Source organism: Halomonas sp. 1513 (genome assembly GCA_001971685.1).
Classification (GTDB): Bacteria; Pseudomonadota; Gammaproteobacteria; order Pseudomonadales; family Halomonadaceae; genus Franzmannia.
On the sequence record CP019326.1, the window covers coordinates 3611209 to 3634319 of the forward strand.

Annotated in this window: 19 protein-coding genes; 8 read left to right on the plus strand and 11 right to left on the minus strand. The window is 67.4% G+C overall.

What is annotated here, in order from left to right; translation table 11 throughout:
• The first annotated feature begins 53 nt into the window (after positions 1-53).
• Positions 54-1382, plus strand: coding sequence for a hypothetical protein (locus BWR19_16445; GenBank protein ID APX94399.1), 1329 nt, complete (start codon positions 54-56; stop codon positions 1380-1382).
• On the opposite strand, the gene BWR19_16450 is transcribed toward BWR19_16445, so the two are convergent.
• From BWR19_16450 to BWR19_16465, 4 genes are all read right to left on the minus strand, one after another.
• The gene (locus BWR19_16450; GenBank protein ID APX94400.1) at positions 1379-3718 is read right to left on the minus strand and encodes an ATP-dependent DNA helicase; all 2340 of its coding nucleotides are present in this window, start codon (positions 3716-3718) and stop codon (positions 1379-1381) included. The genes BWR19_16445 and BWR19_16450 overlap by 4 nt on opposite strands.
• Positions 3715-5424, minus strand: a complete 1710-nt coding sequence (locus BWR19_16455) for a nuclease (GenBank protein ID APX94401.1) — start codon at positions 5422-5424, stop codon at positions 3715-3717. Before BWR19_16455 ends, BWR19_16450 begins: the two co-directional genes overlap by 4 nt.
• 76 nt (positions 5425-5500) lie before the next feature.
• The gene (locus BWR19_16460) at positions 5501-6481 is read right to left on the minus strand and encodes a hypothetical protein (protein APX94402.1); all 981 of its coding nucleotides are present in this window, start codon (positions 6479-6481) and stop codon (positions 5501-5503) included.
• 29 nt (positions 6482-6510) lie between these two features.
• Positions 6511-7032: a peptidase aspartic, CHP02281 gene (locus tag BWR19_16465; GenBank protein APX94403.1), complete on the minus strand. Its 522-nt coding sequence runs from the start codon at positions 7030-7032 to the stop codon at positions 6511-6513.
• A gap of 170 nt (positions 7033-7202) precedes the next feature.
• On the opposite strand from BWR19_16465, the gene BWR19_16470 reads away from it, so the two are divergent.
• On the plus strand, positions 7203-7817 hold the full coding sequence (locus BWR19_16470) for an FMN-binding protein (protein APX94404.1): 615 nt from the start codon (positions 7203-7205) through the stop codon (positions 7815-7817).
• Here BWR19_16470 and BWR19_16475 read toward each other — a convergent pair.
• From BWR19_16475 to BWR19_16485, 3 genes are all read right to left on the minus strand, one after another.
• Positions 7801-9135, minus strand: coding sequence for a hypothetical protein (locus BWR19_16475; protein ID APX94405.1), 1335 nt, complete (start codon positions 9133-9135; stop codon positions 7801-7803). The two genes, BWR19_16470 and BWR19_16475, sit on opposite strands and share 17 nt — an antisense overlap.
• A gap of 664 nt (positions 9136-9799) precedes the next feature.
• Positions 9800-10531 (minus strand): hypothetical protein, encoded by a 732-nt coding sequence (locus tag BWR19_16480; protein APX94406.1) that lies wholly within the window; start codon positions 10529-10531, stop codon positions 9800-9802.
• On the minus strand, positions 10528-11880 hold the full coding sequence (locus BWR19_16485) for an MFS transporter (GenBank protein ID APX94407.1): 1353 nt from the start codon (positions 11878-11880) through the stop codon (positions 10528-10530). Before BWR19_16485 ends, BWR19_16480 begins: the two co-directional genes overlap by 4 nt.
• A 234-nt stretch (positions 11881-12114) precedes the next feature.
• Here BWR19_16485 and BWR19_16490 point away from each other — a divergent pair, with 234 nt between their 5' ends.
• Positions 12115-13518, plus strand: a complete 1404-nt coding sequence (locus BWR19_16490) for a hypothetical protein (GenBank protein ID APX94408.1) — start codon at positions 12115-12117, stop codon at positions 13516-13518.
• The gene (locus tag BWR19_16495; GenBank protein APX94409.1) at positions 13518-14753 is read left to right on the plus strand and encodes a GGDEF domain-containing protein; all 1236 of its coding nucleotides are present in this window, start codon (positions 13518-13520) and stop codon (positions 14751-14753) included. The genes BWR19_16490 and BWR19_16495 overlap by 1 nt, the downstream gene beginning before the upstream one ends.
• A 2-nt stretch (positions 14754-14755) precedes the next feature.
• Here the strand turns inward: BWR19_16495 and BWR19_16500 are convergent, their stop codons facing one another.
• The gene (locus tag BWR19_16500) at positions 14756-15166 is read right to left on the minus strand and encodes a VOC family virulence protein (GenBank protein APX94410.1); all 411 of its coding nucleotides are present in this window, start codon (positions 15164-15166) and stop codon (positions 14756-14758) included.
• A gap of 114 nt (positions 15167-15280) precedes the next feature.
• Here BWR19_16500 and BWR19_16505 point away from each other — a divergent pair, with 114 nt between their 5' ends.
• Positions 15281-15574: a hypothetical protein gene (locus BWR19_16505; protein APX94411.1), complete on the plus strand. Its 294-nt coding sequence runs from the start codon at positions 15281-15283 to the stop codon at positions 15572-15574.
• Between the two features lie 3 nt (positions 15575-15577).
• Here BWR19_16505 and BWR19_16510 read toward each other — a convergent pair whose 3' ends face one another.
• Both BWR19_16510 and BWR19_16515 read right to left on the minus strand, forming a co-directional pair.
• Positions 15578-16786 carry a toxic anion resistance protein gene (locus BWR19_16510; protein ID APX94412.1) on the minus strand — a complete coding sequence of 403 codons (1209 nt, stop codon included), beginning with the start codon at positions 16784-16786 and terminating at the stop codon, positions 15578-15580.
• A 41-nt stretch (positions 16787-16827) separates the two neighbouring features.
• Positions 16828-17769 carry a cobyrinic acid a,c-diamide synthase gene (locus BWR19_16515; GenBank protein APX94413.1) on the minus strand — a complete coding sequence of 314 codons (942 nt, stop codon included), beginning with the start codon at positions 17767-17769 and terminating at the stop codon, positions 16828-16830.
• Between the two features lie 126 nt (positions 17770-17895).
• Here BWR19_16515 and BWR19_16520 point away from each other — a divergent pair, with 126 nt between their 5' ends.
• Entirely contained in the window at positions 17896-18720 is an 825-nt protein-coding gene (locus tag BWR19_16520; protein APX95075.1) for a helix-turn-helix transcriptional regulator, read from the plus strand.
• Positions 18721-18729: 9 nt separating this feature from the next.
• On the opposite strand, the gene BWR19_16525 is transcribed toward BWR19_16520, so the two are convergent.
• Positions 18730-19962 carry a Zn-dependent hydrolase gene (locus tag BWR19_16525; GenBank protein APX94414.1) on the minus strand — a complete coding sequence of 411 codons (1233 nt, stop codon included), beginning with the start codon at positions 19960-19962 and terminating at the stop codon, positions 18730-18732.
• Positions 19963-20125: 163 nt separating this feature from the next.
• Between BWR19_16525 and BWR19_16530 the strand changes: the two genes are divergently transcribed.
• Positions 20126-21550 (plus strand): aspartate aminotransferase family protein, encoded by a 1425-nt coding sequence (locus BWR19_16530; protein APX95076.1) that lies wholly within the window; start codon positions 20126-20128, stop codon positions 21548-21550.
• 188 nt (positions 21551-21738) lie between these two features.
• Positions 21739-23085: a sodium:proton antiporter gene (locus BWR19_16535; protein APX94415.1), complete on the plus strand. Its 1347-nt coding sequence runs from the start codon at positions 21739-21741 to the stop codon at positions 23083-23085.
• The last annotated feature ends 26 nt before the right edge of the window (positions 23086-23111 follow it).

A 23111-nucleotide genomic window follows, 5' to 3' on the forward strand; every position in this document is an offset into this window, starting at 1 on the left:
CGCCGGGGCTCTTCTATACTGAAGCTCTGCCCGATCTGACTGGCGGAGTCGTCATGCAACGTCACGCCCATCGCTTCTGGCCATCGCTCATCACTGCCGTCGGCCTCGCCGGGGCCTCGGCCTGGACCTGGGCGCAAGCGCCTTCCCTCGCTGGCGAGACAGCGCCGCCTCGCCAAGCCGTCGAGCGGGTGGCCTTCGACTGGGACCAGAGCGTCGACAGCCTGAGGGTGCTGGATCTCGACGGTCGCGATATCGACGCCGAGATAGCGCCGCAACGGGAGCCGGGGCGCATCAGCCTGAGCGTACCCACCCGCGAGCCCTTCGTGGTCAAGAGCGACACGGTAGAGACCCGCCGGCTGGCCACGGAAGAGCGGCAGATGCTGCCGGGCGGGCTCTTCCTGCCCGACACGGCCGAGACCGACGAGGTCGTGCTGCCCCCGGGGTTGGGTATCGCGCCGCTGCCATCCACGGCGTCCACCTGGCTTCGTCTCAGCGTCGTGGCCAGTCCGGTACCTGCCATCTGGAACCCGCTGAGCAGCACCTACCACACCCGGCTGAGCTTCGGCGTCTACCCCTCGGATGCCGAGCATTTCGCGCCTGGACAGGCGCTTGAAGCGCCTGTCGAGATCAGGCTGCGACTACGCGGCCTGACCACCCGCGAGGAACCCCCTGCCCTGCTGATCGAGGCCCCAGGGCTGGCCAACGAGCAGTCCCTGGTGCTCGACTTCATGCCCTCGACGGCGACCCCCATTCTGGAGGTCAACTCCACTCTCTCCGACGTCAATCTGCAGCTCGAGGCGCTGCCGCGGCTGGACGTACGTCCGGAATCGACCAGCATGGTTGGACTCGGGCTGGCCCGGATGGCCGTCAATATCGAGCAGGTGGCGCCCCACGGTGAACCGCTGCACGCCACGCGCCCTACCCCGATCGCCCTGACCGTCGACGGCCCCGCTACCGCTGACCCGAGCGAGCTGCACATCGCGCCGGATCAGTCCACGGCGACGTTCGAGCTACGCTCTTCCGGCCTCTCGCCGATTACCGTCAGCGCCGTCGCCGGTAGCCTCAGGGGTGAGGCAAGCGTCGAGCAGCGCGTGCCCTGGGGGCCAATCGTCACTGCCTTGCTGGGTGGCGCGCTGGGAGGGTTCGGCCGGCGCTTCGTAAAGGGCGCGCACCGGGTGTCGACGCCGCTACGTATGCTAGAGGGCGTTCTCGTTGCCCTGATTGCCTACGTTGCCGGCGTGCTTGGCGTCGGTTATCTCGCCTTGCCAATGGCCGTGGTCGCCACCGAGGCTGGCGCCTTCCTGACCGGCGCCCTGGGTGGATTCATCGGGGTGAACGTACTCGAACGCCTCCACGCCAGGGCAGCGCCACACGCCGGCTAGTCACCCGGCACCCCTGACGACCGCCACCAGGCCGGCAGCAGCGCCAGGTTGTCGGCCTCGCCGAAGCGGTCGTCGAGCAGCACCACCACGCCGCGATCCTCGGGGCTACGGATCACCCGGCCGGCGGCCTGCACCACCTTGGTCAGGCCGGGGTAGCGGTAGGCGTAGTCGAAGCCGCGTCCGAAGCGCGCCTCCAGGCGCGCCTTGAGTATCTCGTTGTCGGCGCTTAGCGGCGGCATCCCCAGGGTGGCGATAAAGGCGCCCACCAGGCGCTCCCCGGGCAGGTCGATGCCCTCGGCGAAGGCCCCGCCCAGCACCGCGAAACCGATCCCCCGTCCACCGGCCACGAAGTCGTCGACGAAGGCCTGGCGCGCCGTCTCATCCATGCCGCGCCGCTGGCAGCGGGTGGCTATATCGGGGTGATCGCGGGCCAGACGCGCCTGCGCCGCGTCGAGGTAGGCGAAGCTGCTGAAGAACGCCAGGTAGTTGCCCGGCGCGCGGCGGTACTGGTCGGCGATCACCGCCACCAGGCCATCCAGCGAATGCTCGCGATCGCGCCAGCGGGTCGAGAGATGCCGCGCCAGGCGCACCTCCAGCTGTGTGCTGTCGAACGGCGAGGCGACCTCCCACCACACCGCATCGTCGGCCAGCCCCAGCAGGTCGCGGTAGTAGTCGGCGGGGCTCAGGGTGGCCGAAAACAGCACCGTGGTGTGGCTGGCGGCCAGCCGCGGGGCCAGGAAGTCGGCGGGAATCAGGTTGCGCAGCGTCAGGGTCGCACGCCCGCGACCGCGGCGGGTCAGCAGGCAGATCGAGTGGTCGGCGAACGACTCCGCCAGCCGGCACAGCGCCAGCGCCTCGAACAGGAACGCCTGCAGCTCGTCGACCTCGCCGCTGGGGTGCTCGGCAAGGTAGTCACCCACCGCCGAGACCGCCTGCTGCAGGGCCAGGACCAGGCCCGCCGGCAGCGCCTCCAGCAGCCGCGGCGCCTCATCGTCGGCGGGCGACTCGGCGGCCAGCAGCTCACGCCACTGCCGCACCACGCGCCCCAGCGGTTTGGCCAGAGCCGGCGGTGCGCGTCGCTGCACGGCGTTGCAGCGCTGCTGGTCGAGGCTGGCGCTGTACATGCCGCGGGCCCGCTCGACCAGGTTGTGGGCCTCGTCGACCAGCACCGCGACCCGCCACTCCTGGGCCTGGGTGGCGGCGAACAGCAGCGCGCTGGTATCGAAGTAGTGGTTGACGTCGCCCACCGTCAGGTCGCACCAGCGCACCAGCTCCTGGCCCAGGTAGTAGGGGCAGATGTCGTGGGCCAGCGCCAGCTCGCGCAGGGTCGGCCGGTCGAGCACGCGGCCACACTCCACCGCCCCCTGACGCGCCGCCGGCAGGCGATCGTAGAAGCCCCGCGCCAGCGGGCAGGCGTCACCGTGGCAGGCCTTGCCGGGATGCTCGCAGGCGGTGTCGCGGGCGACCAGCTCCAATACCCTCAGCGGCATCCGCGGCGGCGCCTCGCCAGCCCCCGCCTCGGGGGCATTGGCAACGCCCAGCGTCCGCAGCGCCTCGAGCGCCAGGCGCCGCCCCGGGGTCTTCATGGTCAGGAAGAAGGTGCGGTCGAGCCCCTGGCGGGGCATGGCGGCGAGCATCGGAAACAGCGTGCCCAGGGTCTTGCCGATCCCGGTGGGGGCCTGCAGCAGCAGCTGGCGACCGGTGCCGGCGGCCTTGTAGACCGCCTCGGCCAGCTCGCGCTGCCCGCGGCGAAAGTCAGCATGGGGGAAGCGCAGCGTGGACAGGGCGGCATCGCGGCGGCGGCGATGGGCGGCCTCCTGCTCGGCCCAGGCCAGGAAGCGCTGGCACTGGTCGACGAAGAAGGCCTCCAGCTCGCTGGCCGTGGCCGGCTCGGTGAGACGGGTCTCCTGCCCCGAGCCGATCTCCAGGTAGACCAGCGCCAGCTCGACCCGCTCGAGCTCGCGGGCGCGGCACAGCAGGGCGCCGTAGACCTTGGCCTGAGCCCAGTGCAGGGCGCGCTGATTGGCCCCCATCCGCGCCAGGCTGCCGCGGTGGGTCTTGACCTCCTCGAGGCGCCGGGCGGCGGGATCGAAGCCGTCGGCGCGGCCGCTCACCACCAGCCGTGCCCCGCCTACCACCACCTCGCCGCGCAGGCTCAGCTCGCTCTCGTAGCCCGCCCCGCGCCGCTCGGCGATCAGCTGATGCCCTGCGATGCCCTGCTGGGCGGTGGGCGACGGCGTGAAGCGGTGGTCCAGGTCGCCGGCCCGGGCGGTGAAATCGCACAGCGCCCTGACCGCCACCCGGTAGCAGGGTTGCGCTTCCGGCAGCGGGTTCACGACGCATCCCGCCAGCGCACCTGGCACACCACCGCGGGGATGTCGTGGGCATGAAAGTAGGCCAGCCAGCGACGCTGGTTGTCCTGCAGGCGGTCGCCGGGCCCCTTGACCTCGATCAGCCGGTAGCGCGGGCCCTGGGGCGCCTCGGGCAGGAACTGGATCAGGTCAGGCAGGCCGGCGCGGTTGGCGCCGATATCCTGCAACAGGCGCTCGAACAGCCGCGCCAGGTGCGCCGCCGGCAGCCACGCCAGGGCGCGCTCCAGCAGCGTCTCGTCGAGCGCTTGCCAGTCGACGAAGGGTGACGCCAGGCCGTGCTTGGCGTGCCAGTGGCGGCGAATGGTGGCGCGATAGCGACCATCGTGCAGCTGTGCCAGGCAGGCCGCGAAACGCTCGCGGCGACGCCTGACGAAGTCCTCGCGGCGCAGGTCGGCCGGCCCGCGCTGGAAGGGGTGGAAGAAGGCGCCGGGCAACGGGGCGAAGATCGCCTCCCAGCACAGCAGCCCGAAGAGCCCGCCGATCAGCGTATTCTCGACGTAGTGGACCGGCGCATTCGGGTCCTGCAGGTGGTCGCGCACGGCGCCCTCCACGCTCGCGGCGGGCCCCGGCAGCGTCAGCGTCCACTGCTCGATGGCAGGCGCCGGCGGCGCTGGCTCACAGGCCAGCCCCAGCCGCCGGCGCAGGCGCGGCTGCAGTCGTGCCAGGGCCTGGCCCTCAGCCTCGCTGAGCGGCGGCTGAGCCTCGGCCAGGGTCAGCGCCTCGCGCCAGGCGCCGCGCCGCTCCAGCAGCCGCAGGCGACGGATGCGCGCCTCACCGCCGCCGCCTGGGTCGCCGCTCGCCGCAGCGTAGGCCTCGAGGGCCAGCTCAGGGTTGGCGTGTCGCTCCGCCTCGCGGCCCAGCTGGAACAGCAGCCGGGCGCGCCGCGTGGCCAGCCAGTGGCTGTCCCAGACGTCATCCGCAGCGTTCGAGACCACCTCAGGCCACAGCGCTGCGGCGGCCTCGCCGGCCTCGAGGCGCTCGCGCAGGCGGTGCAACTGTAGATAGGCGTCGACCTCGGCACGCCGCTGAAAGGCGCGTGAGGCAGGATCCAGCGGCACCTGCTCGTAGCGCTGCATGCCGAGTTCGGCAAGCACGAAGTCGGCCCAGTCCTGGCGCAGGTTGCCGAAGAACATCAGCCGCAGTCGCTCGCAGTGGGCCATGCAGGTGATGCGCACGATGCGGTCCGGCGCCGCGGGCCACCACTCGCCGAGCCGGCGCGGCTCGCTCAGCCGCACGGCCAGCGCCTCGCGCAATCGCGCCTTGCCGGTTGCGGCGGGCAGGCCTGCGGCGCGCATCTCGTCGGCCAGCGCCGCGCGCAGCTCGGCAAGGCGCCAGTGGCGAAACAGCTCGTCGAGGGACAGCAGCGGCTCCTCCTCCACCCAGCCGGCGGCGATCAGCGGCGCCAGGGCGGCAGCGGTGTCACCGATCTCGGCATAGGCCAGCCGCGCGACGCGAAAGTGCTCGCCGCGGCGCATCACCATGCGCGCCAGCAGTGCCTGGGAGGGCGTCGGCAGGTCGCCGACGCCGCGGATAAAGGCGCGCTCGGCATCGCTCAGCAGGTCAGCGTAGCGCGCCGCCACCCATTCCAGCACGCAGCGGAAATTGGCCAGGTAGTAGCGCGGGTCATCGAGGGGAGCCGCCGCCGGTGGCGCGGGCCATGTACTGTTCATTTATCCATGGTAGCAGGCCCGCCAGGCTAGCGGCCAGCGTAACGTCATCGTCTCCAGATGCGCCGCACGGCGGGGGTCAGCGCTTACGCCATGAATGCGACTTGCCCAGGGTGTCGGCGGCATGGGCGCCGCGCTCGCCCATCGGCCGCGGCTCTCCAACGGTAGTGTCGTGGCGGGTCTGGCGCTCCATCTCACCGTTGAGCTCGGCGCCCACCAGCACCGTGAAGGCCGACAGCCAGAACCACATCAGCAGCACCACCACGGCGCCCAGCGACCCGTAGAGCTCGCTGAAATTGGCGAAATGGCTCACATAGAACGAGAGGGCCAACGACCCCAGCAGCCACAGCAGCGTCGCCGTCACCGTGCCAACACTGAGCCACTCCCAGCGCGGCGAGCGCCGATAGGGGCCGAAGCGGTACAGCACCGCGATCACCAGCATCATCATCAGCACCAGCACCGGCCAGCGCAGCAGGCTGATCAGGGTCACCAGGGTGCTATCGAGGCCCAGCATGCCGATTACCAGCGGCAGCCCGGCGATGAAGGCAATCGTCACCAGGGTCAGTACGATCAGCCCCACGGTCAGCGCCGAGACCACCGTGACCTTGTGCGCGAGGCGGCGCCGCTCCTGCTCACCGTAGACGATATTGAGGCCGAGGATCAGTCCGCGCACGCCCTTGGAGGCGACGAACATCGCCACCACCAGGCTGACCACGGCCGCCACGCTGAGACCGGCATCGGTGTTCTCGCTGATCTCATTGGCCTGCTGCTCGATGACCGACGCCGCACCGGGGGGAATGAAGCGTCCCAGCTCAGAAATCTGGCGTGCGATGTCGTAGGGGTCGAGCACCAGCGCCCAGATCGAGATGATCGCTGCCAGCGCCGGAAACACCGCCAGCAGCGCATAGAAGGCCACCCCGGCGGCAAGCATGGTGATGTTGTCATCGCTCATCTCGCGCTTGACGCGCCAGGCGATGTCCAGCCAGCCGAGACCGCTGATCTGGCCCGGCTTATCGGCGCGGCGCCCTCGGGGCGAATCGTTTGACCTATCCTCGGTCACATCCAACTCCTTGAGATTGATCGCCAGGATCAGGGCTCGGGACGGCTGAGCACCATCTGATCGCCGCTGATCTGGATATCGAAGCGGTTGAGAAAGCTCATGCCCAGCAGAGCCCTGTCACCCTCCATGCCGGGATTGATCGAACCGCGCACCTGGCGGGCGGTGAGGCCGCCCAGGCTGACACGGTCGAGTTCGGTGATAAAGCCGTCGACGCGGCCGTTGGCGGTCTGGAAGCTGGCGGTGCGGCCGGCCTCGAGATCCAGCTGCTCGGCCAGCTCGCTGGACACTGCAATGTAGGTCGCCCCGGTGTCGAGCAGGAACTCCACCGGCTCGCCGTTGATGCGCCCGGTGGCGACGAAGTGCCCCGAGGCATTGCGGGTCAGCGCCACCGGCTCATCACCCTCGGTCATGTGCACCAGGCCGGCATTGGGATTACGGCGTTCATCGAGCACGCCCTGGAACCACCAGCTGCCCATCGCCAGCACCAGCAGCCAGAACAGCAGCATCATGCCGAGCCCGGTGCGTCGCACGCCTCTGCCCTGATCATCCATTGACTCACCTCCGCCGGCAACCGCCACTCCTACACATAGTCGCCGCGAACGGCGATCGGTTCCCTGCAGACTACCAATAACCCCGGGTAGGCGCGTCGCATGATGGCCTTTACCGCACGCCGATTCGATGGTGGGATAGCCTCTTTCGACCTAGCCTGGAGACCTCCACCGTGACCGATACCGCCCTGCCCGCCGATGCCTGGGATGCCGCCACGCTCTATCGCCTGTTTACCGGCAGCATCGCACCGCGCCCGATCGCCTGGGTCTCCAGCGTGGACGCCGCTGGCACCGCTAACCTGGCGCCCTTCTCGTTCTTCAACGTGGCCAGCGTCGCGCCGCCGGTGCTGGTGTTCTCGCCGCTGCTCGACGGTCAGGGCGAGGCCAAGGACACCCTCAACAACCTCGAGGCAGTGCCCGAGTGCGTGATCCATATCGGCGGCGAGGCGCTCGCCGAGGCCCTCAACGCCACCAGCGCCAGCCTGGCACCGGAGCAGGACGAATTCGAGCATGCCGGGCTGACCAAGACCGCCATGCCGTCCCTGCAGGTACCGCGCATCGCCAGCGCGCCGGTCGCCTTCGGCTGTCGGGTACGCGACGTCATGCATTTCGGCGAAGGCCCCCTGGCCGGCAACCTGGTGATCGCCGAGGTGGTGGCGATCCACGCCGACCCGGCGGTGTGGAACGGCCGCCACGTCGATCTCGACGCCCTCAAGCCGATCGGCCGCCTGGCGGGCAGCGACTACCTGCGCGCCAGCGACCGCTTCGCGCTCAAGCGTCCGGCCTGATTCCCCCAAGGGTGGCATTGGCTCGTGTAAGTATCTCACCCAACGCTTCGCAAGCTATTGGACGATGCCAGAGATACCCTTGCATGTGTTCAATGCCAATATCACTGAGTACCGCCTGTTGAGCCTCTGTTTCGACACCTTCTGCCACGACATTGATTTTCAAAGCATCACCAATATTGACGATACCACGCGTCACTTCCCGAGCGGTGCAGTCGGATGCTAGGTCGACGATAAAGCTACGGTCAATCTTGAGGGTGTCTAGTGGAAGTTGACGAAGATAGCTAAGCGAAGAGTAGCCAGTGCCGAAATCGTCCAATGCGGTCATGACTCCCCGCGACCTCAGCATTTCAAGCATCTTGACCGCTCGATCAATATTCTGGATAAGAGCTTGCTCGGTTACCTCGATAACGAGCAATTCAGGTGCGAGCCCTGCCGACATCAAGGCAGCATCAATATCTTCCATGAGGCCCGCGCGATAAAGCTCAGTGGCGGAGATATTGACATTGACTTTCACAGGTTCATCCAGCATATCGTTCCATACGCGGGCCGCCTGGCAAGCACGTAGCAACACCCAGCGTGTGAATTCTTGACACAGCATGGGGTTATCTTCGACGATTGGAATGAACTCTCCGGGACTCACCGTCCCAAGCTCGGTGTCTTCCCAGCGCGTCAAGGCCTCACAGGCGATGACCCGGCCTGTGCTATAGCTCACAATAGGTTGAAAAACCAAGTTCAATCGGCTCTGGGCCAGTGACTCGATAAATGCCCGAGTCATCTGATCACGACGCAGCACCCGTGATTCATCGCCCTCGTCATAAAAACTGAACCCACCCTGACTGGGCTTAGCAATATTCGCACGGCGGGACAGCTCCTCGGCCCCGTCGGATTGATCGGGATATAGACAAGCACCCACCGCCACTTGAGCACTACGCTTGCCATTGGCAATATCGTAAGGGCGAATCGCCTCATTGTAGATGCGTTCAGCCCATTGATGAGCTGAGGATACCGAAGCAATATCACCACTTGCTATCAGCATTCGATCAGGTAGGGGGCGGGACACCATGCCATGCTGTCCGCTGATCGCTTTCAGCCTCTTGCTAAAAAGTTGCATTGCCTCATCGCGCGCCTGCTCTCCATAAGCACTCGCCATTTCGTCATATTGGATAAAATGCACAACCGCCAGCGCGACCTTGGCGTGACGCTGATTTGCAGATTCGATTACCGATAGAAGACAATCGTGACCGATGAGCTGACGAGGCAGCGACGTTGCAGGGTCAATTAGTGCTTGCTCAACAAGATCGGCTTGGGTGAGTTTCAATCTATCAGTAAGCAGGATTTCATTTTCAACCAGTTCTCCCAAGCGTGCAAACCGATGCCTTTCTACGTCATTCAACCTTCGCTACTGTTGATCAAGTATACACAAGGTTCCCACCGTTTTTCCTTGCGAATCTCTTATTGCTAAGCCTGCATAAAATGCTAACCCATCTTGACAGAGCATTTGCGACACCTTGTCGAAGAAAGGCTCATTTCCCTGTCTACTCACTTCATGGAAGCCGTTCTCCAACGTGGGCTGACAGATCCAGGCCTCGTGGGGGCGATCACAGCCAAGCTGAGTACCGACGGCGGACTTGATCCAGGCACGCTGGGTATCGAACAGCGTGACCAGGCAAATCGAAGTGCCGAGAATATCGGCTACCAAGCCCGTCAAACGGTCGAAGCGTCTTTCTGCCCCAGTATCAATGAGCTCGAAGAATGATTGATCCTGCCACGGCACCGATGAGCCGGATGCTCTTGACGAGGCGTCACCAAGTAATGAATGAGGGGGGGAGGAAGGCGTCAAATTGGTATCTCCACAGCAAACGGAATACTAGGGACCCGCTTTTCCGTCTTTGTGGAGACGGGCAATCCTTCGCGGCTGGCCTGATCGCGACTGTCAGACGTCAGGTCGCTTATAACGCATATCGGCCAGACCTACGGCTTCTTTAGCCGAGGATCAGATAGCCGCCCAGCAGCAGCAGCCCGAAAAAGAAGCAGCGCCGAAAGGCCTGCTCGGAGAGCCGCGGCCGCAGTCGGCGGCCGAGCCGCATGCCCAGCAGTGCCGGCAGCACGGCCAGGGCAGAGAGCCCCAGCAGCTCGGCGTCGAGCAGGCGCTGGCCGCCCATCGACGCCGCCAGCACCAGGGTCGAGAAGGTGAACAGCACGCCCATGGCCTGGATCAAGACATCCCGCGGCAGCCCCAGCGCCTGCAGATAGGGCACGCCGGGGAACACCGAGGAGCCGGTCATGCCGGTCAGCAGGCCGTTAAACACGCCGCAGACGAGGCCAGCGCGACGTTCACGCTGCACGCGCCACCCCTGGCGACGCCACAGGTTGAGCAGCGCATAGGTAACGATCAAGCCCCCCAGCAGCGTCGCCAGCCAGCCCGGGTCGAGCCGTGCCAGCAGCGTGACGCCGGGCCAGATGGCCACCAGTGCCGCGACCAGGAACGGCCACAGCCGGGTGATGATCAGCCGTAGCTGGCCGCCGACCAGGGCCTGCCAGACGTTGGTGACGAAGGTCGGCACCAGCATTAGCGCCACCGCCGCCGGCAGGCCGACGCTGGCGGTAAGCAGCGCCAGGGCGATGGTCGGCATGCCCATGCCGATCACGCCCTTGACCGCGCCGCCGAGCAGGAAGGTCAGGCCGATGGCCAGCAGCGTCAGCGGCTCGCTCACCCGGCTGACGCCTGCCACTGCTCGGCGACCCGCTGCCCGCGAGCCTGGTTGACCATCAGGCAGATCAGGATGGCGACGATGAACAGCCCCGCGCAGAGCAGGATCGAGGCCTGCAGGCCGACCACCGACTGCAGCAGCCCCAGGCAGATGATGCCGAAGACTCCGGCCAGCTTGTTGGCCAGCCCCCAGAAGCCGAAGAACTCCGCCGACTTCTCCAGCGGCGAGAACAGCCCCACCAGGGCGCGGCTGGCCGACTGGCTCGACCCCAGGCTGAGCCCCGCCAGGCAGCCGACCACCAGGAACAGATGCTGCGCCTCCCAGTCGAGCCCCCACTGGGCGTTGAGCCAGGCGGTCAACTCCGGGGTCGCCCAGATGGCAAAGATCGCCGCCACCCACAGCAGCAGGGTGCCGATGTAGGTCACCTTGGCGCCGATCCGATCCTGGATCATGCCGAAGCCCAGCGCCCCGGCGGCAGCGGTGATCTGCACGATGATGAACATGATATTGCGGATCGACTCGTCCCAGCCGATCACCTGGGCGCCGTAGATGAAGGCGAAGGCGATGATGATATAGACCCCGGCCATCGAGAACAGCAGCGACACCAGGAACACGCCCAGGTCGCGAAAGCGGCGCAGGTCATGCAGCGTCTCGGCAACGCGTTCGCGGGCAATGCGGTAGTAGGTCATGCCGGCGGGCAGCGCCTGGGGCGAGCCGCGCTCCTTGAGCCACAGGAAGGTGGGAATCGCCGTGACCAGGAAGAAACCCGCGGCGAAAGGCCCCACCCAGCGGATACGCTCGAAGTTCTCGGCAGTGGCCTCGCCCAGCACCACCAGCGTGAAACCGGCGGCGAACAGGCCGCCGACGTAGCCCAGCGCCCAGCCGAAGCCGGAGATCTTGCCCAGATCCCGCGGCGGGCCGAGGTCGGGCAGGAAGGCGGCGATGAATGACTCGCCCATCGAGTAGGCGTAGTTGGATAGGGTGATCAGCAAGAAGCCCAGCAGCACATAGCCGGGTGCCACGAAGTAGAGCATCGCGGTGGTGGCGATGGTGGCCAGATAGCTGGCGAACAGGAAGCGCTTCTTGCTCGCCGAGTAGTCCATCGCCGCGCCGCACAGCGGCCCGCTGATCACCACCATCAGATAGCTCAGCGCCAGCGCCAGGCTCCACAGCAGGTTGGCCAGGCGATAGTCGTCACCGCGGTCGCCGACGATCACCGTGGTGAACAGCTCGCCGAACACCACGGTGATGATCAGCAGGGTGTAGGCCTGGTTGGCGAAGTCGAACATCGCCCAGCCCAGTATCTCCTTGCGCGAGGCCCGCGTGCGGGGCACGACGCCGGTATGGCTCATGGAACATTCCTTTGAGAGCGTGGCTCGACAAGACTACCAGCAGCGCCACGTTCACCACCACGGGGTAGCGTACCCGACGCGGCCGCGTTGAATGACATGCTGGCCATTTTCCTCTAGCTTTTAGTCGAGCTGCCGATAATCTAAATAAGTGGTCGGCTTTGCTTGTCGGCCCGACGATAACAGACGAGCGCGCGCATCCTCCGCCATGCGTCTCGGTCACGGAACACTGCGCCCATGATAGCAAGGCTGGTACTGGCGTTATGTCTGATACTGCCGCTTCCCTCGGCCCTGGCCCTGGAGCGGCTGACCTTCATTACCGAAGAGTATCCGCCCTACAACTATCGCCACGATGGGCGCCTGGAAGGCGTCGCCATCGAGGTGCTCGAGGCAATCTTCGAGGTCACCGTCACCCCGCTCGACCGCAACGCCGTGCGCTACTACCCCTGGGCACGCGGCTACGATCTCGCCCTCAGCGAGCCCGGCACGGTGCTGTTTTCCACCACGCGCACCGAGCAGCGCGAGCCACTCTTCCACTGGGTCGGCCCCATCGCCCGCGACAGCGTCACCCTGCTGGCCCGGCGCGACAGCGGGATCCGCCTCGACAGCCTCGACGACCTGGCCAGCCACGACTACCGCATCGCGGTGATTCGCGAGGATATTGGCGCCCAGCGGCTCACCGAGAGCGGCGTCAGCGACGACCTGCTGCGCCCGGCGATCTCCAACCTCAGCGCGCTGAAGATGCTCGAGCACGGCCGCGTCGACCTGTGGGCCTACAGCCAGAACGTCGCCTTCTGGCTGATGGAACAGCACGGCATCGACACTCGCCAGTTCGAGCCTGTCTATACGCTGAGCGAGTCCGACCTCTACTTCGCCATCCATCGCGACACCGACCCGACCTTGGTCGCGACCATGGATAAGGCACTCGACACTCTCGAGGTGGTGGGCCGCCTGGCGCGGCTCGCCGGCAGCGGCGTCGTCTTCACCACCGAAGAGTATCCGCCGTTCAACTATCTCAATGACCAGCGTCAGGTCGACGGCCTGGCCACCCGCATGCTGCAGCGCGCCCTCGATGACAGCGGGCATAGCGCCAGCTTTCGGCTGATGCCCTGGGCCCGCACCATCACCGAGGCGCGCCTGCGCGAACAGCACTGCGCCTACTCGACCAGCCGCACCGCCGAGCGCGAGGACCAGTTCCGCTGGGTCGGGCCGCTGGTCAGTAACCGCTGGGCGGCCTTCGTGGCCATCGACAGCCCACTGATAGCCGACAGTCTCGATGACCTGACGGGCCTGACGGTGGGCAGTTTTCGAGAAGATGCGGTCGGCCAGCACGTCGAGGCCCACGGCATTCCCATCACCATGGCCAGCCAGGAGCGTGACAACGTGCAGCGCCTCGCTGCCGGCCTGATCGACGTGTGGGTCACCGGCGAGCTGCCGGCTCAGGTACTCGCCGCCGAGGCCGGGGTCGAGCTGCGCAAGCTGTTCGCCTTCCACGACGTCGACCTCTACCTGGCCTGCCATCCATCGGTCTCCGAGACCTTTCTCGCCGAGCTGCAGCAAGCGCTTGACGAACAGCGCCGCGACGGGGTCGACGCCAGCATCATGGCCGAGGTGCTGGATGCCGTGGGTATCACTCCGTGATGCGCCGCAGCCTCACCGCCAAGCAGGCCGGCCTGACGCTACTGATCGCCTTCCTGCTGAGCATCGTCGCCGGCGCCCTGGAGCTTGCCTCCGACGTGCGCACCCTACGCCACGAGGTCCGCGAACAGACCGAATACAGCCTGCAGCTGGTCAACGGCACCGCGTCCGAGGCCGCCTTCCAACTCAATCCCGATCTGGCCGCACAGGTCATCGACGGGCTGTTCGCCGCCGGCAACGTCCAGCAGGTGGTGATCCGCGATGACTTCGAGCGGGTCATGGCCAGTCGCGAGCTGAGCCGCGACAGCCGAGCCGGCTGGCTGATCGAGCGACTGTTCGGCGATATCCTGCACTATCGGACCAGCCTCGACTACGACCTCGGCCAGGGCGGCCCGACCAGCAGCGTGGGAGATATCGAGTTGCGCCTGGCGCTGGACAGCGTGGGCAGCGCCTTCGTCGAACGCAGCCGGGTGGTGTTCCTGCTCAGCGTGCTCAAGGCGTTCGCCATCGCTGCGCTGGTGGTCGCGGTGTTCCATGCCTTTATCACCCGGCCGCTGCTCAAGGTGCATACGGCGATTGCCGCCACCGACCCACGGCGCCCCGGCGAGTGGCCGAAACCGGCGCTTGGCCATCATCACAACGACGAACTGGGCGAGCTGGTGGAGAGTCTCGACGAGCTGTTGAACGCCTTTCAACGCGGGCTCGAACAGCGTGACCAGCTGCACCAGATCTCGACCCTCGACGGGCTCACCGGCATCGCCAACCGGCGCTGCTTCGATGACGTCTACGCGGCCAGATGGGAAAGGAGCCGCCTCGAGGGTACGCCGCTGGCGGTGATCTTCCTCGATATCGATCACTTCAAGGCCTACAACGACCACTTCGGCCACGCCATGGGCGACGACACCCTGCGTGCCCTGGCCAAGGCCCTTGCCGGGGTCGTCACACGCCCCGGGGACCTGGTGGCGCGCTACGGCGGCGAAGAGTTCGTCTGCGTACTGGCCAATACCGATCTCGACGCCGCACGACAGGTCGCCGAGCGCATTCGCCAGGCGATCCATGCCCTCGCCCTGCCCCACGCCGAGGCCGAGTGCGTCACCGCCAGCATCGGCATCGCCAGCGCCGTGCCGGCCGACGGCAGCCTGACCCGCGACCAGCTGCTGGAGATCGCCGACCGACGGCTATATCGCGCCAAGCACGCCGGCCGCGACCGCATCGTCACCGCTGAACCGCAGGCATGAGCCTAGGCCGTGTCGGGCGGCCCCTTGAGCTCGACGGTATTGCCTTCGGGATCGTCGATATACAGTGACGGGCCATCGCCGCGGGCGCCGAAGCGGGTCTTGACCTCGCCCGGCTCGACGCCGTTAGCGGCCAGATAAGCGCTCAGTTCGGCGGCATCGAAGCGCGACAGGCGCAGGCAGAAGTGCGCCAGGTTACGACCCTCGCGGCCTGGGGCAGCCCCACCCTCGCGGCCCAGCGGCCCGTCCACCGGCACCAGGTCGATCAGCGCATCGCCGGCGCGCAGCTGCAGCAGCCCGATCGCCGGCTTGTCGCGGGCCACCTCGCAGCCCAGCACCTCGCAGTAGAAGCGGCGCATGGCGTCGAGGTCGACGACCCGCAGCACCAGATGATCGAGCCCTTCAATGGCAAGCATGGTCATGCCTCCTGTATCGGTCTGGGTGAAACGCCCTGTGCCGCGGCGATGGCCGGCAGGCCGCATGACAGGCTAGACTCAAGGGTAACGGCAGCCACCCGGAGGAGCGCCATCATGCAACCGGAAGATGATCTCTTCGCCCGCCTGAAGGCGGCGCTGAAGCGACTCGATGCCGAGATCGATGCCCTGGCCGGCAAGGCGCGCCAGGCCGGCGACGAGGCGCGCAGCCGCTACGCCGACGACCTCGAGCGGCTCAAGCGCCGCCGGGTCGAGCTGGAAGTGCGCCTGGATGCCCTGCGCTGGGCCAGCGAGGCGGCATTCAGCTCCCTGGCCCGCGGCCTGGAAGACGGCGCTGGCCTGGCGCGCAAGGCCTTCCACGACGCCAGCGCGCGCTTCCGCCAGGGCTGACGCTCAGCGGCCGTCCGGGCTGGCGTCGTCGCCGGGCTGGGCACGGTTACCGCGCTGATAGCGCGATACCGCCGCCCCGCCCTGCTCGGCCAGTTGCGCCAGGCGGTCGATCTGGGCGTCGAGGGCGGGCAGCGCCTCGCGCCGGTAGCGCGACAGGTCGTCGATGGCGCCCATCACCTCACCGAACGACTCTTCCAGCGTCTGCATGTCGAGCATCGCCGACGACGCACGGGTCTGGATGTCGACGCCCTGCTGACGCAGCGCCTTGGCGGTACCGCCGATCATCTGCGAGGTGGTGGTATTGAGCGCCTCGACGCGGTCCAGCACCAGCCGCTGGTTGGCCATCGCCAGCGCCACCGTGACCGCCACCGTCAGCGCCGAGACGGTGACGTTGATGGCCCGGTCGACGCCGCGCATCAGCTCGCGGTTGTTGCGGATGATAACTTCCAGCGCCAGCACACCCTGCTGGCTCACCGCCTGCTGCTGCTGCAGGTCGACGATGCGCTGGCGCAGCGGAAACAGCAGCTCCTCCTCGACGAAGCGCCGCTGCTCGTCGCTCTCGTCGCGGCGGGCGATGGCCCGCTGCAACCGCGTATCGATCAGCCGCCCCAGTTCGACCTGGCGATTGAGCTGGCTCAACGAGGCGCGCAGCGCCTCCTGGTCGTCGCCCAGCGTGATGTTGTCGCGGTTCAGCATGTCGCGACCGCTCTCGAGGTCGGCGATGATCGCGTCCAGCGCCTGCTGGGCGTTCTCGAACTTGCGGAAGTAGCGCTGCAGGCGGCTGCCGGCCCCCGGCACCAGCGCCAGCACGCGGTCCAGCGGACTCGCCGCCAGCCGGTGCTGTGAGGGGTCGAGGCTCTGCATACGCCCGCGCAGGTCGACCAGCGCCTGGGCCACCGGGCCGCCATCATCGCCCTGGTGGGCCAGCTTGCGCAGCGGGGTCTGCAGCATGGCGCTCTGGTGGGCGGCCTGCTGCTGCAGCTCGCGTCCCATCTCGTCCACCGCGCGGCGCTTGCGCGCCAGGTCGGCATCGGCGTCGTCGGCCAGCACGTCGTCGACGAAGGCCGCGGCCATGGATTCGAGCTCGGGGTCGGCGGAGGCCTGCTCGACACCGGAGTCGGTCTCGAGGGCGTCCGCTTCGTCGAGCTCCCGCTCGATCTCGGCCAGCGGCGGTAGCGAAAGCGGTGAACGCTGCGGGTCTTGCTCGCTCATGGCGGTCATTCCTTGCGTCTCGGCTATCAGCCTAGCTTACCTCAGTCACCGCTACGCCCGTAACGCTCGGCACGTTCGACGAAGCGGCGCAGCTCCTCTAGCGCCAGGTCGGTGCCGCGCGAGGCCTGGGGGCGCTGGGTTTCGATACGCGCCATGGCCACCGCGGTATCGTCGAGTACGGTCAGCGCCGATTCGTTGCGCGCCGCCAGCTGCTTGAGGCGCCGCTCGGTGCTCTCGAGCAGCTCCAGGCGCCGCTTGAGCGCCACCCGCTCCTCGACGCTGAGCTGGGCCTGCTTGGCCAGCCGGCGACGCACGAAGGCCTCATCCACCCCCACCACGCCGCTGGCCTGGGAGGCCATCGAGGTCAGGTTGTCCACCGCCCCCAGGCACACCTCGCTGACCAGCTCGCGGGAGCGCTCGAAGGCCAGCTCGCCGCGCTCGAAGCGCCCGCCGAGCACGCCCATCACGTGGCGGTAGCGGCTATACAGGCGGTCGGCCTGGATCGCCAGGTCGGGGCGATGCACGTCGAGCAGCCGCTGTTTGGCGGCACACAGCGAGCGCACCAGGTCATCGGCGTCCGCCGGCGGCCGAGCCGGATCGAGCACCGCCACGCCGGCCTCGTAGGCGCTGCGCTCCTGCTCGGCCCGCTGGCGCTCCGCCTCACGCGCCAGTTGGGCCTGGCGGCGCCGCTCGCCGCGCCGTGCCCACCAGCCGCGCAGCCGCCGCTCCAGCGGCAGCGATACGGCGATCGCCCCCAGCCCCGCCAGCCAGCCCAGCAGGCTCGGCGAAAAGCCGCCCCATAGCGAGGTCAGCCACAGCAGCACGCTCACGAACGGGAACAGCAGGCAGTAGCGGGCGATGACCTGCCAGCGGTTGGGCGAGGCCAGCGGCACCGCCAGACGCGGATTGGCCAGCCCCACCAGCAGCCACGGCAGGCAGGTCATGAACAGTCCATAGGAAAACCCCTGCAGAAATCCCAGCATCGACTCGTGGTCCTTATCCCTCGGGCAAGCAGTCTCGAGTGTAGAGTAAGCGTGTCGCCAGGATAAGAGGCGAGCACTGCCGTGGTAAGCTTCAGGCTCACCAATGTGTGCTCGCGCGGACCCGACATGCCCTTTACCGACCTGCTCGCTCGCCCCGAATGCCTTGCCTGGCACCAGCAGCTGGCGCGCCTGCTGCGCGGCGCCGCCGCGGCCGACTTCCCACGCCAGCTGGATCACTGCCTGCGCGAGCTGGTGGCCTACGACACCATCCTGATCAACGCCTATCGCGGCCGCCGCCGGCCGCTGCTGATCCACGACGACTACCCCGAGGCCCAGCGCGAACAGGGCATCGAACGCTACCTGAGCGAGGCCTACCTGCTCGACCCCTTCTTCACCGCGGTCAGCGACGGCCTCGACCACGGCGCCCAGCGCCTGCGCGAGCTGGCGCCGGACCGCTTCGAGTCGAGCGACTACTACCACCGCTACTACCGCGACCTGGGGCTGCACGACGAAGTGGGGCTGTTCGCGCGGGTCGACGAGCAGGTGGTGATCGCGGTATCGCTGGGCTTCGGCGGCAACTCACCGCCGCTGACGCGCCGCGCGCTGCAGGCGCTGCGTCACCTGGCGCCGCTGGTCGAGGCGCTGCTCGAGGAGTACTGGAAGTGGCAGGGCGGGCAGTTTCAGCAGCGTCTCGACGAGCGCGAGCCGGTGGAGGCGGCCTTCGCCAGCTTCGGCCGCGAGGCGCTCACCGCCCGCGAACAGGAGATCGTACGGCTACTGCTGGCCGGCCACTCGACCAAGTCGGCGGCCCGCGCGCTGGAGATCAGCGACGGCACCGTCAAGGTGCACCGCAAGCACATCTACCAGCGCCTGGCGGTCTCCAGCCAGACGCAGCTGTTCCGGCTGTTCCTCGATCACGTGGCGCTGGTCTCGCGCCAGCGCAGCGTTTAGCAGAGTCGTCTAGCGGTTCGCCAGTTCCACTAGCGCATCGCACAGCACCTGGGCGCCCAGGGCGCACTGCTCGGGGCTCGAGTACTCCGCCTCGTTGTGGCTGATGCCGTCGTGGCAGGGGATGAAGACCATCGCGGTGGGCGCGACCCGCGACACATAGACGGCGTCGTGGCCGGCGCCGCTCAGCATGCGCCGGTAGGCAATGCCGCGCGCCTTGGCGGCGCCCTCCACGGCGTCGACGCAGCCGGCATCGAAGCTCACCACCGGCGAGGCCCAGATGCGCTCGCTCTTCGCCTCCACGCCGAAGGCCTCGCCGGCGGCGGCCAGTTCTTTCTCGAAGCGCGCTTCCAGGGCATCCAGCTCGCCCTCGTCGATGTGTCGCAGGTCGACGCTGAGCCGCACCTCGCCGGGCACCACGTTACGCGAGGCCGCGTCGATCTCCAGGGTGCCGCAGGTGACCTTGGTGTCGCCGCTGGGATCCGCCAGGGCGTGGGCCTGGAGGCGATCGATAAAGCGCGCCGCGGCGGCCAGGGCGTCGCGACGGTAGCGCATCGGCGTGGGGCCGGCATGCGAGGACTGGCCGCGCAGGGTGACGTCGAACCAGCGCATGCCCTGCACGCCGGTCACCACGCCGATCGCCTCGTGGTTCTCCTCCAGCACCGGCCCCTGCTCGATATGCAGCTCGAGGAAGCCTGCCAGGCGCGGCTCGCCCACCGCCATCTCGCCGTTGAAGCCGGTCGCAGTGAGCGCCTCGCCGAGGCTCACGCCGTCGCGGTCGCGTCGCGCCAGGGTCGAGTCGACGCTGAACACGCCGGCATAGGTGCCGGAGGCGACCATGGCCGGGGCGAAGCGGCTGCCCTCCTCGTTGGTCCACACCACCAGCTCCAGCGGTCGCTGGGTGACCACGCCGTGATCGTCGAGGGTACGCAGCGCCTCGAGGCCGGCCAGTACCCCCAGCACGCCGTCGAAGCGCCCGCCCTTGGGCTGGGTATCCAGGTGGCTGCCAACGCCGATCGGATCGAGATCGTCACGCTTGCCGGCGCGGCGCAGGAACATGTTGCCGACGCGGTCGACGCGCAGCGCAAGACCCAGCGCCTGGCCCCATTCGATCAGCAGGTGCCGGCCGGCGGCGTCCTCGTCGGTAAGCGCCAGCCGGTGGCTGCCGCCGTTGGGGCTGGGGCCGATCTCGGCCATCGCCATCAGCGAATCCCACAGTCGTTGCCCATCGATGGAGTGCGTCATGGCTGCCTCGTTGCGTTGTGGTTATAGGGTGTTGCCAGCTTAGAAAGCGGCCCTGCCTGCCACCATACCCCAATCGGGATATGTTCCCGCCAAGTCGCCCCTGGCTAGTCTGGCGCTACCGATAACAACAGACGAGGCCACGACCATGCCCCCGACATCGACCATCAAGCGTTCCGCAGCGAGGCCCCCCAACGCCGGCACCCGCCAGGACCTCGACGCCCAGGCGCTGTGGCAGAAGGACAAGGATCACTTCATCCACCCCTTCACCGACTACAGCCGCTTCCACGACGAGGGCTGCGATCTGATCACCGACAGCGACGGCATCTACGTGGAAGACGTCCATGGCAATCGCTTTATCGACGGCATCGCCGGACTTTGGTGCGTCAACGTCGGTCACGGTCGCGCCGAGATCGGCCAGGCCATGGCCGACCAGGCCACCCGCATGGCCTACTTCTCCACCTTCAACAACCTCTCCAACGCCCCGGCGGCGGAGCTGGCCGCCAAGCTCGCCGAGCTGGCCCCGGCCCACCTCAACCACGTGTTCTTCAGCTGCGGCGGCTCGACGGCCAACGACGCCACCGTTCGCCTGGTGCACTACTACTTCAATCGCCTGGGCAAGCCCAGCAAGAAGCGCATCCTGTCGCGCCACAACGCCTACCACGGCACCACCTACCTGGCGGCGAGCCTGACCGGCATCGAAAGCAACAACTGGGACTTCGATACTCTGGATCACCTGGTCACCCACCTCAGCGAGGCCAACCTCTACCGGCGCCCCGCGGGCATGAGCGAGGCGGCCTACTGCGACCACCTGGTGGCCGAGCTGGAGGAGCGCATCGCCGAGATCGGCGCCGATAACATCGCCGCCTTTATCGCCGAGCCGATCATGGGCGCCGGTGGCGTGCTGATGGCCCCCCAGGGCTATCACGCGCGCATCCAGGCGGTGTGCCGCGCCCACGACATCCTGTTCATCGCCGATGAGGTGGTCACCGGCTTCGGCCGCCTGGGCCACTTCTTCGCCTCGGAGGCGGTCTTCGATACCCAGCCGGATATCATCAACTGCGCCAAGGGCCTCTCCTCGGGCTATGCGCCGCTGGGCGCCACCCTGATCTCCGACGAGCTCTTCGAGGTGCTGGGCACCCCCCAGGGCAAGGGCGGCGTACTGAGCACCGGCTTCACCTACTCCGGCCATCCGGTGAGCTGTGCGGCGGCGCTCAAGAACATCGAGATCATCGAGCGCGAGGCCATCTGCGCCAACGTCCGCGAGGTAGGGCCCTACCTGACGCAGCAGCTCAAGACGCTTTCGGATCACGCGACGGTGGGCGACGTGCGCGGCAGCCACTTCATGCTGGCCATCGAGAACGTCGCCGACAAGGCCACCAAGGAGCTGCTGCCGGTGGAGGCGCGGGTCGGCGACCGGGTCGCCGCCGAGGCCCAGAGCCGCGGCCTGATCATTCGCCCGGTGGGCCACCTCAACATCATCTCGCCGCCGCTGATCTGGGACCGCGACACCGTCGACCGGGCGGTGGCGATCCTTGACGAGGCCTTCACCGCCGTCACGGCGTCCCTCAAGGCCGACGGCTTCCTCTGAGAAGGGCCGATTTATTGCTGCGCTCGACATCCTGACCGCCGGCGGTGCTCGCAATCCTCATTGAGCAAACTGTCAACTCCGGTTGCTGTGCTCCGGCGGCGGCCAGCCTGTCTTCGCTCGCGACATAAATCGGCACCTTCTCGATTAAGAATCGAATAGCTACCACAACGATAAATAGAGAGTGTTGCATGGAAAGTTTTGGCGCCTGGAGCCTGCTCCCCACCGCCGTGGTGCTGGGCATGGCCGTTATCACCCGTCGCACCATCGAGTCGCTGCTGGCCGGGGCCCTGGTGGGCCTGCTGATGATCGACCCCACCACGGTGGTCACCCAGGGCTCGGATATCCTGCTCAGCGTGCTGGGCAACGACACCGTGACCTGGATCATCCTGGTCTGCGGCCTGTTCGGCAGCCTGATCGCCCTGCTGGTCAAGACCGGCGGCGTGCTCAGCTTCGGCGACGCCGTCACCAAGCGCATCCATAGCCGTCGCCAGAGCCTGCTGGCCACCTGGGTGCTGGGGCTGGTGATCTTCGTCGACGACTACCTCAATGCGCTGACCATCAGCGCCTCGATGAAGAAGATCACCGACCGATTCCAGGTCTCGCGGGAGAAGCTCGCCTATATCGTCGACTCCACCGCGGCGCCGATCTGCATCCTGGTGCCCTTCTCCACCTGGGCGGTGTTCTTCGCCGGCCTGCTGGAGGAGAACGACGTGGCCGGCAACGGCATGGGCCTGTATATCGAGTCCATTCCGTATATGTTCTATGCCTGGGTGGCCGCCGCCGTGGTGCCCCTGGTGGCCATGGGCTGGATTCCCAACCTCGGCCCCATGAAGGCCGCCGAGGCCCGCGCCGCCACCGGCCAGCTGATGCCGGACGGCGTCGACGACAGCGCTCTGGAGGTGGAAGACACCGGCAAGAAACGCCCGCACCTGCTCAACTTCCTGCTGCCCATCGCCACCCTGATCTTCTTCACCTGGTACTTCGAGATCGACATCCTGCGCGGCGTGATCGTGGCGCTGGCCGTGACCCTGGTGCTGATCGCCGCCCAGCGGCTGCTGAGCTTCCACGACACCTTCGATACCGCCCTGGATGGCTTCAAGGCGATGATCATGCCGCTGGGCACCCTGGTGGCCGGCTTCACCCTCAAGGAAGTCAACGACGTGCTGGGGCTCACCGACTACGTGATCGCCACCGTCCAGCCGCTGATGAGCCCGGGAATGCTGCCGGCGGTGGTGTTCGTCACCATGGCCTTCCTGGCCTTCGCCACCGGCTCCTTCTGGGGCATCTTCGCCGTGGCCATGCCCATCGTGCTGCCGCTGGCCGCCAGCATGGACAGCCATATGCCGCTGGTGATCGGCGCGCTGATCTCGGCCAGCGCCTTCGGCAGCCACGCCTGCTTCTACGGCGACTCGACGGTGCTCTCCGCCCAGGGCAGCGGCTGTACGCCCATGGCCCATGCCCTGACCCAGTTGCCCTACGTGCTGATCGCCGCCGTTATCGCCGCCGGTATCTTCCTGATGGTAGGCCACCTGTGAGACCAATCATGAACGAGCCAATGATC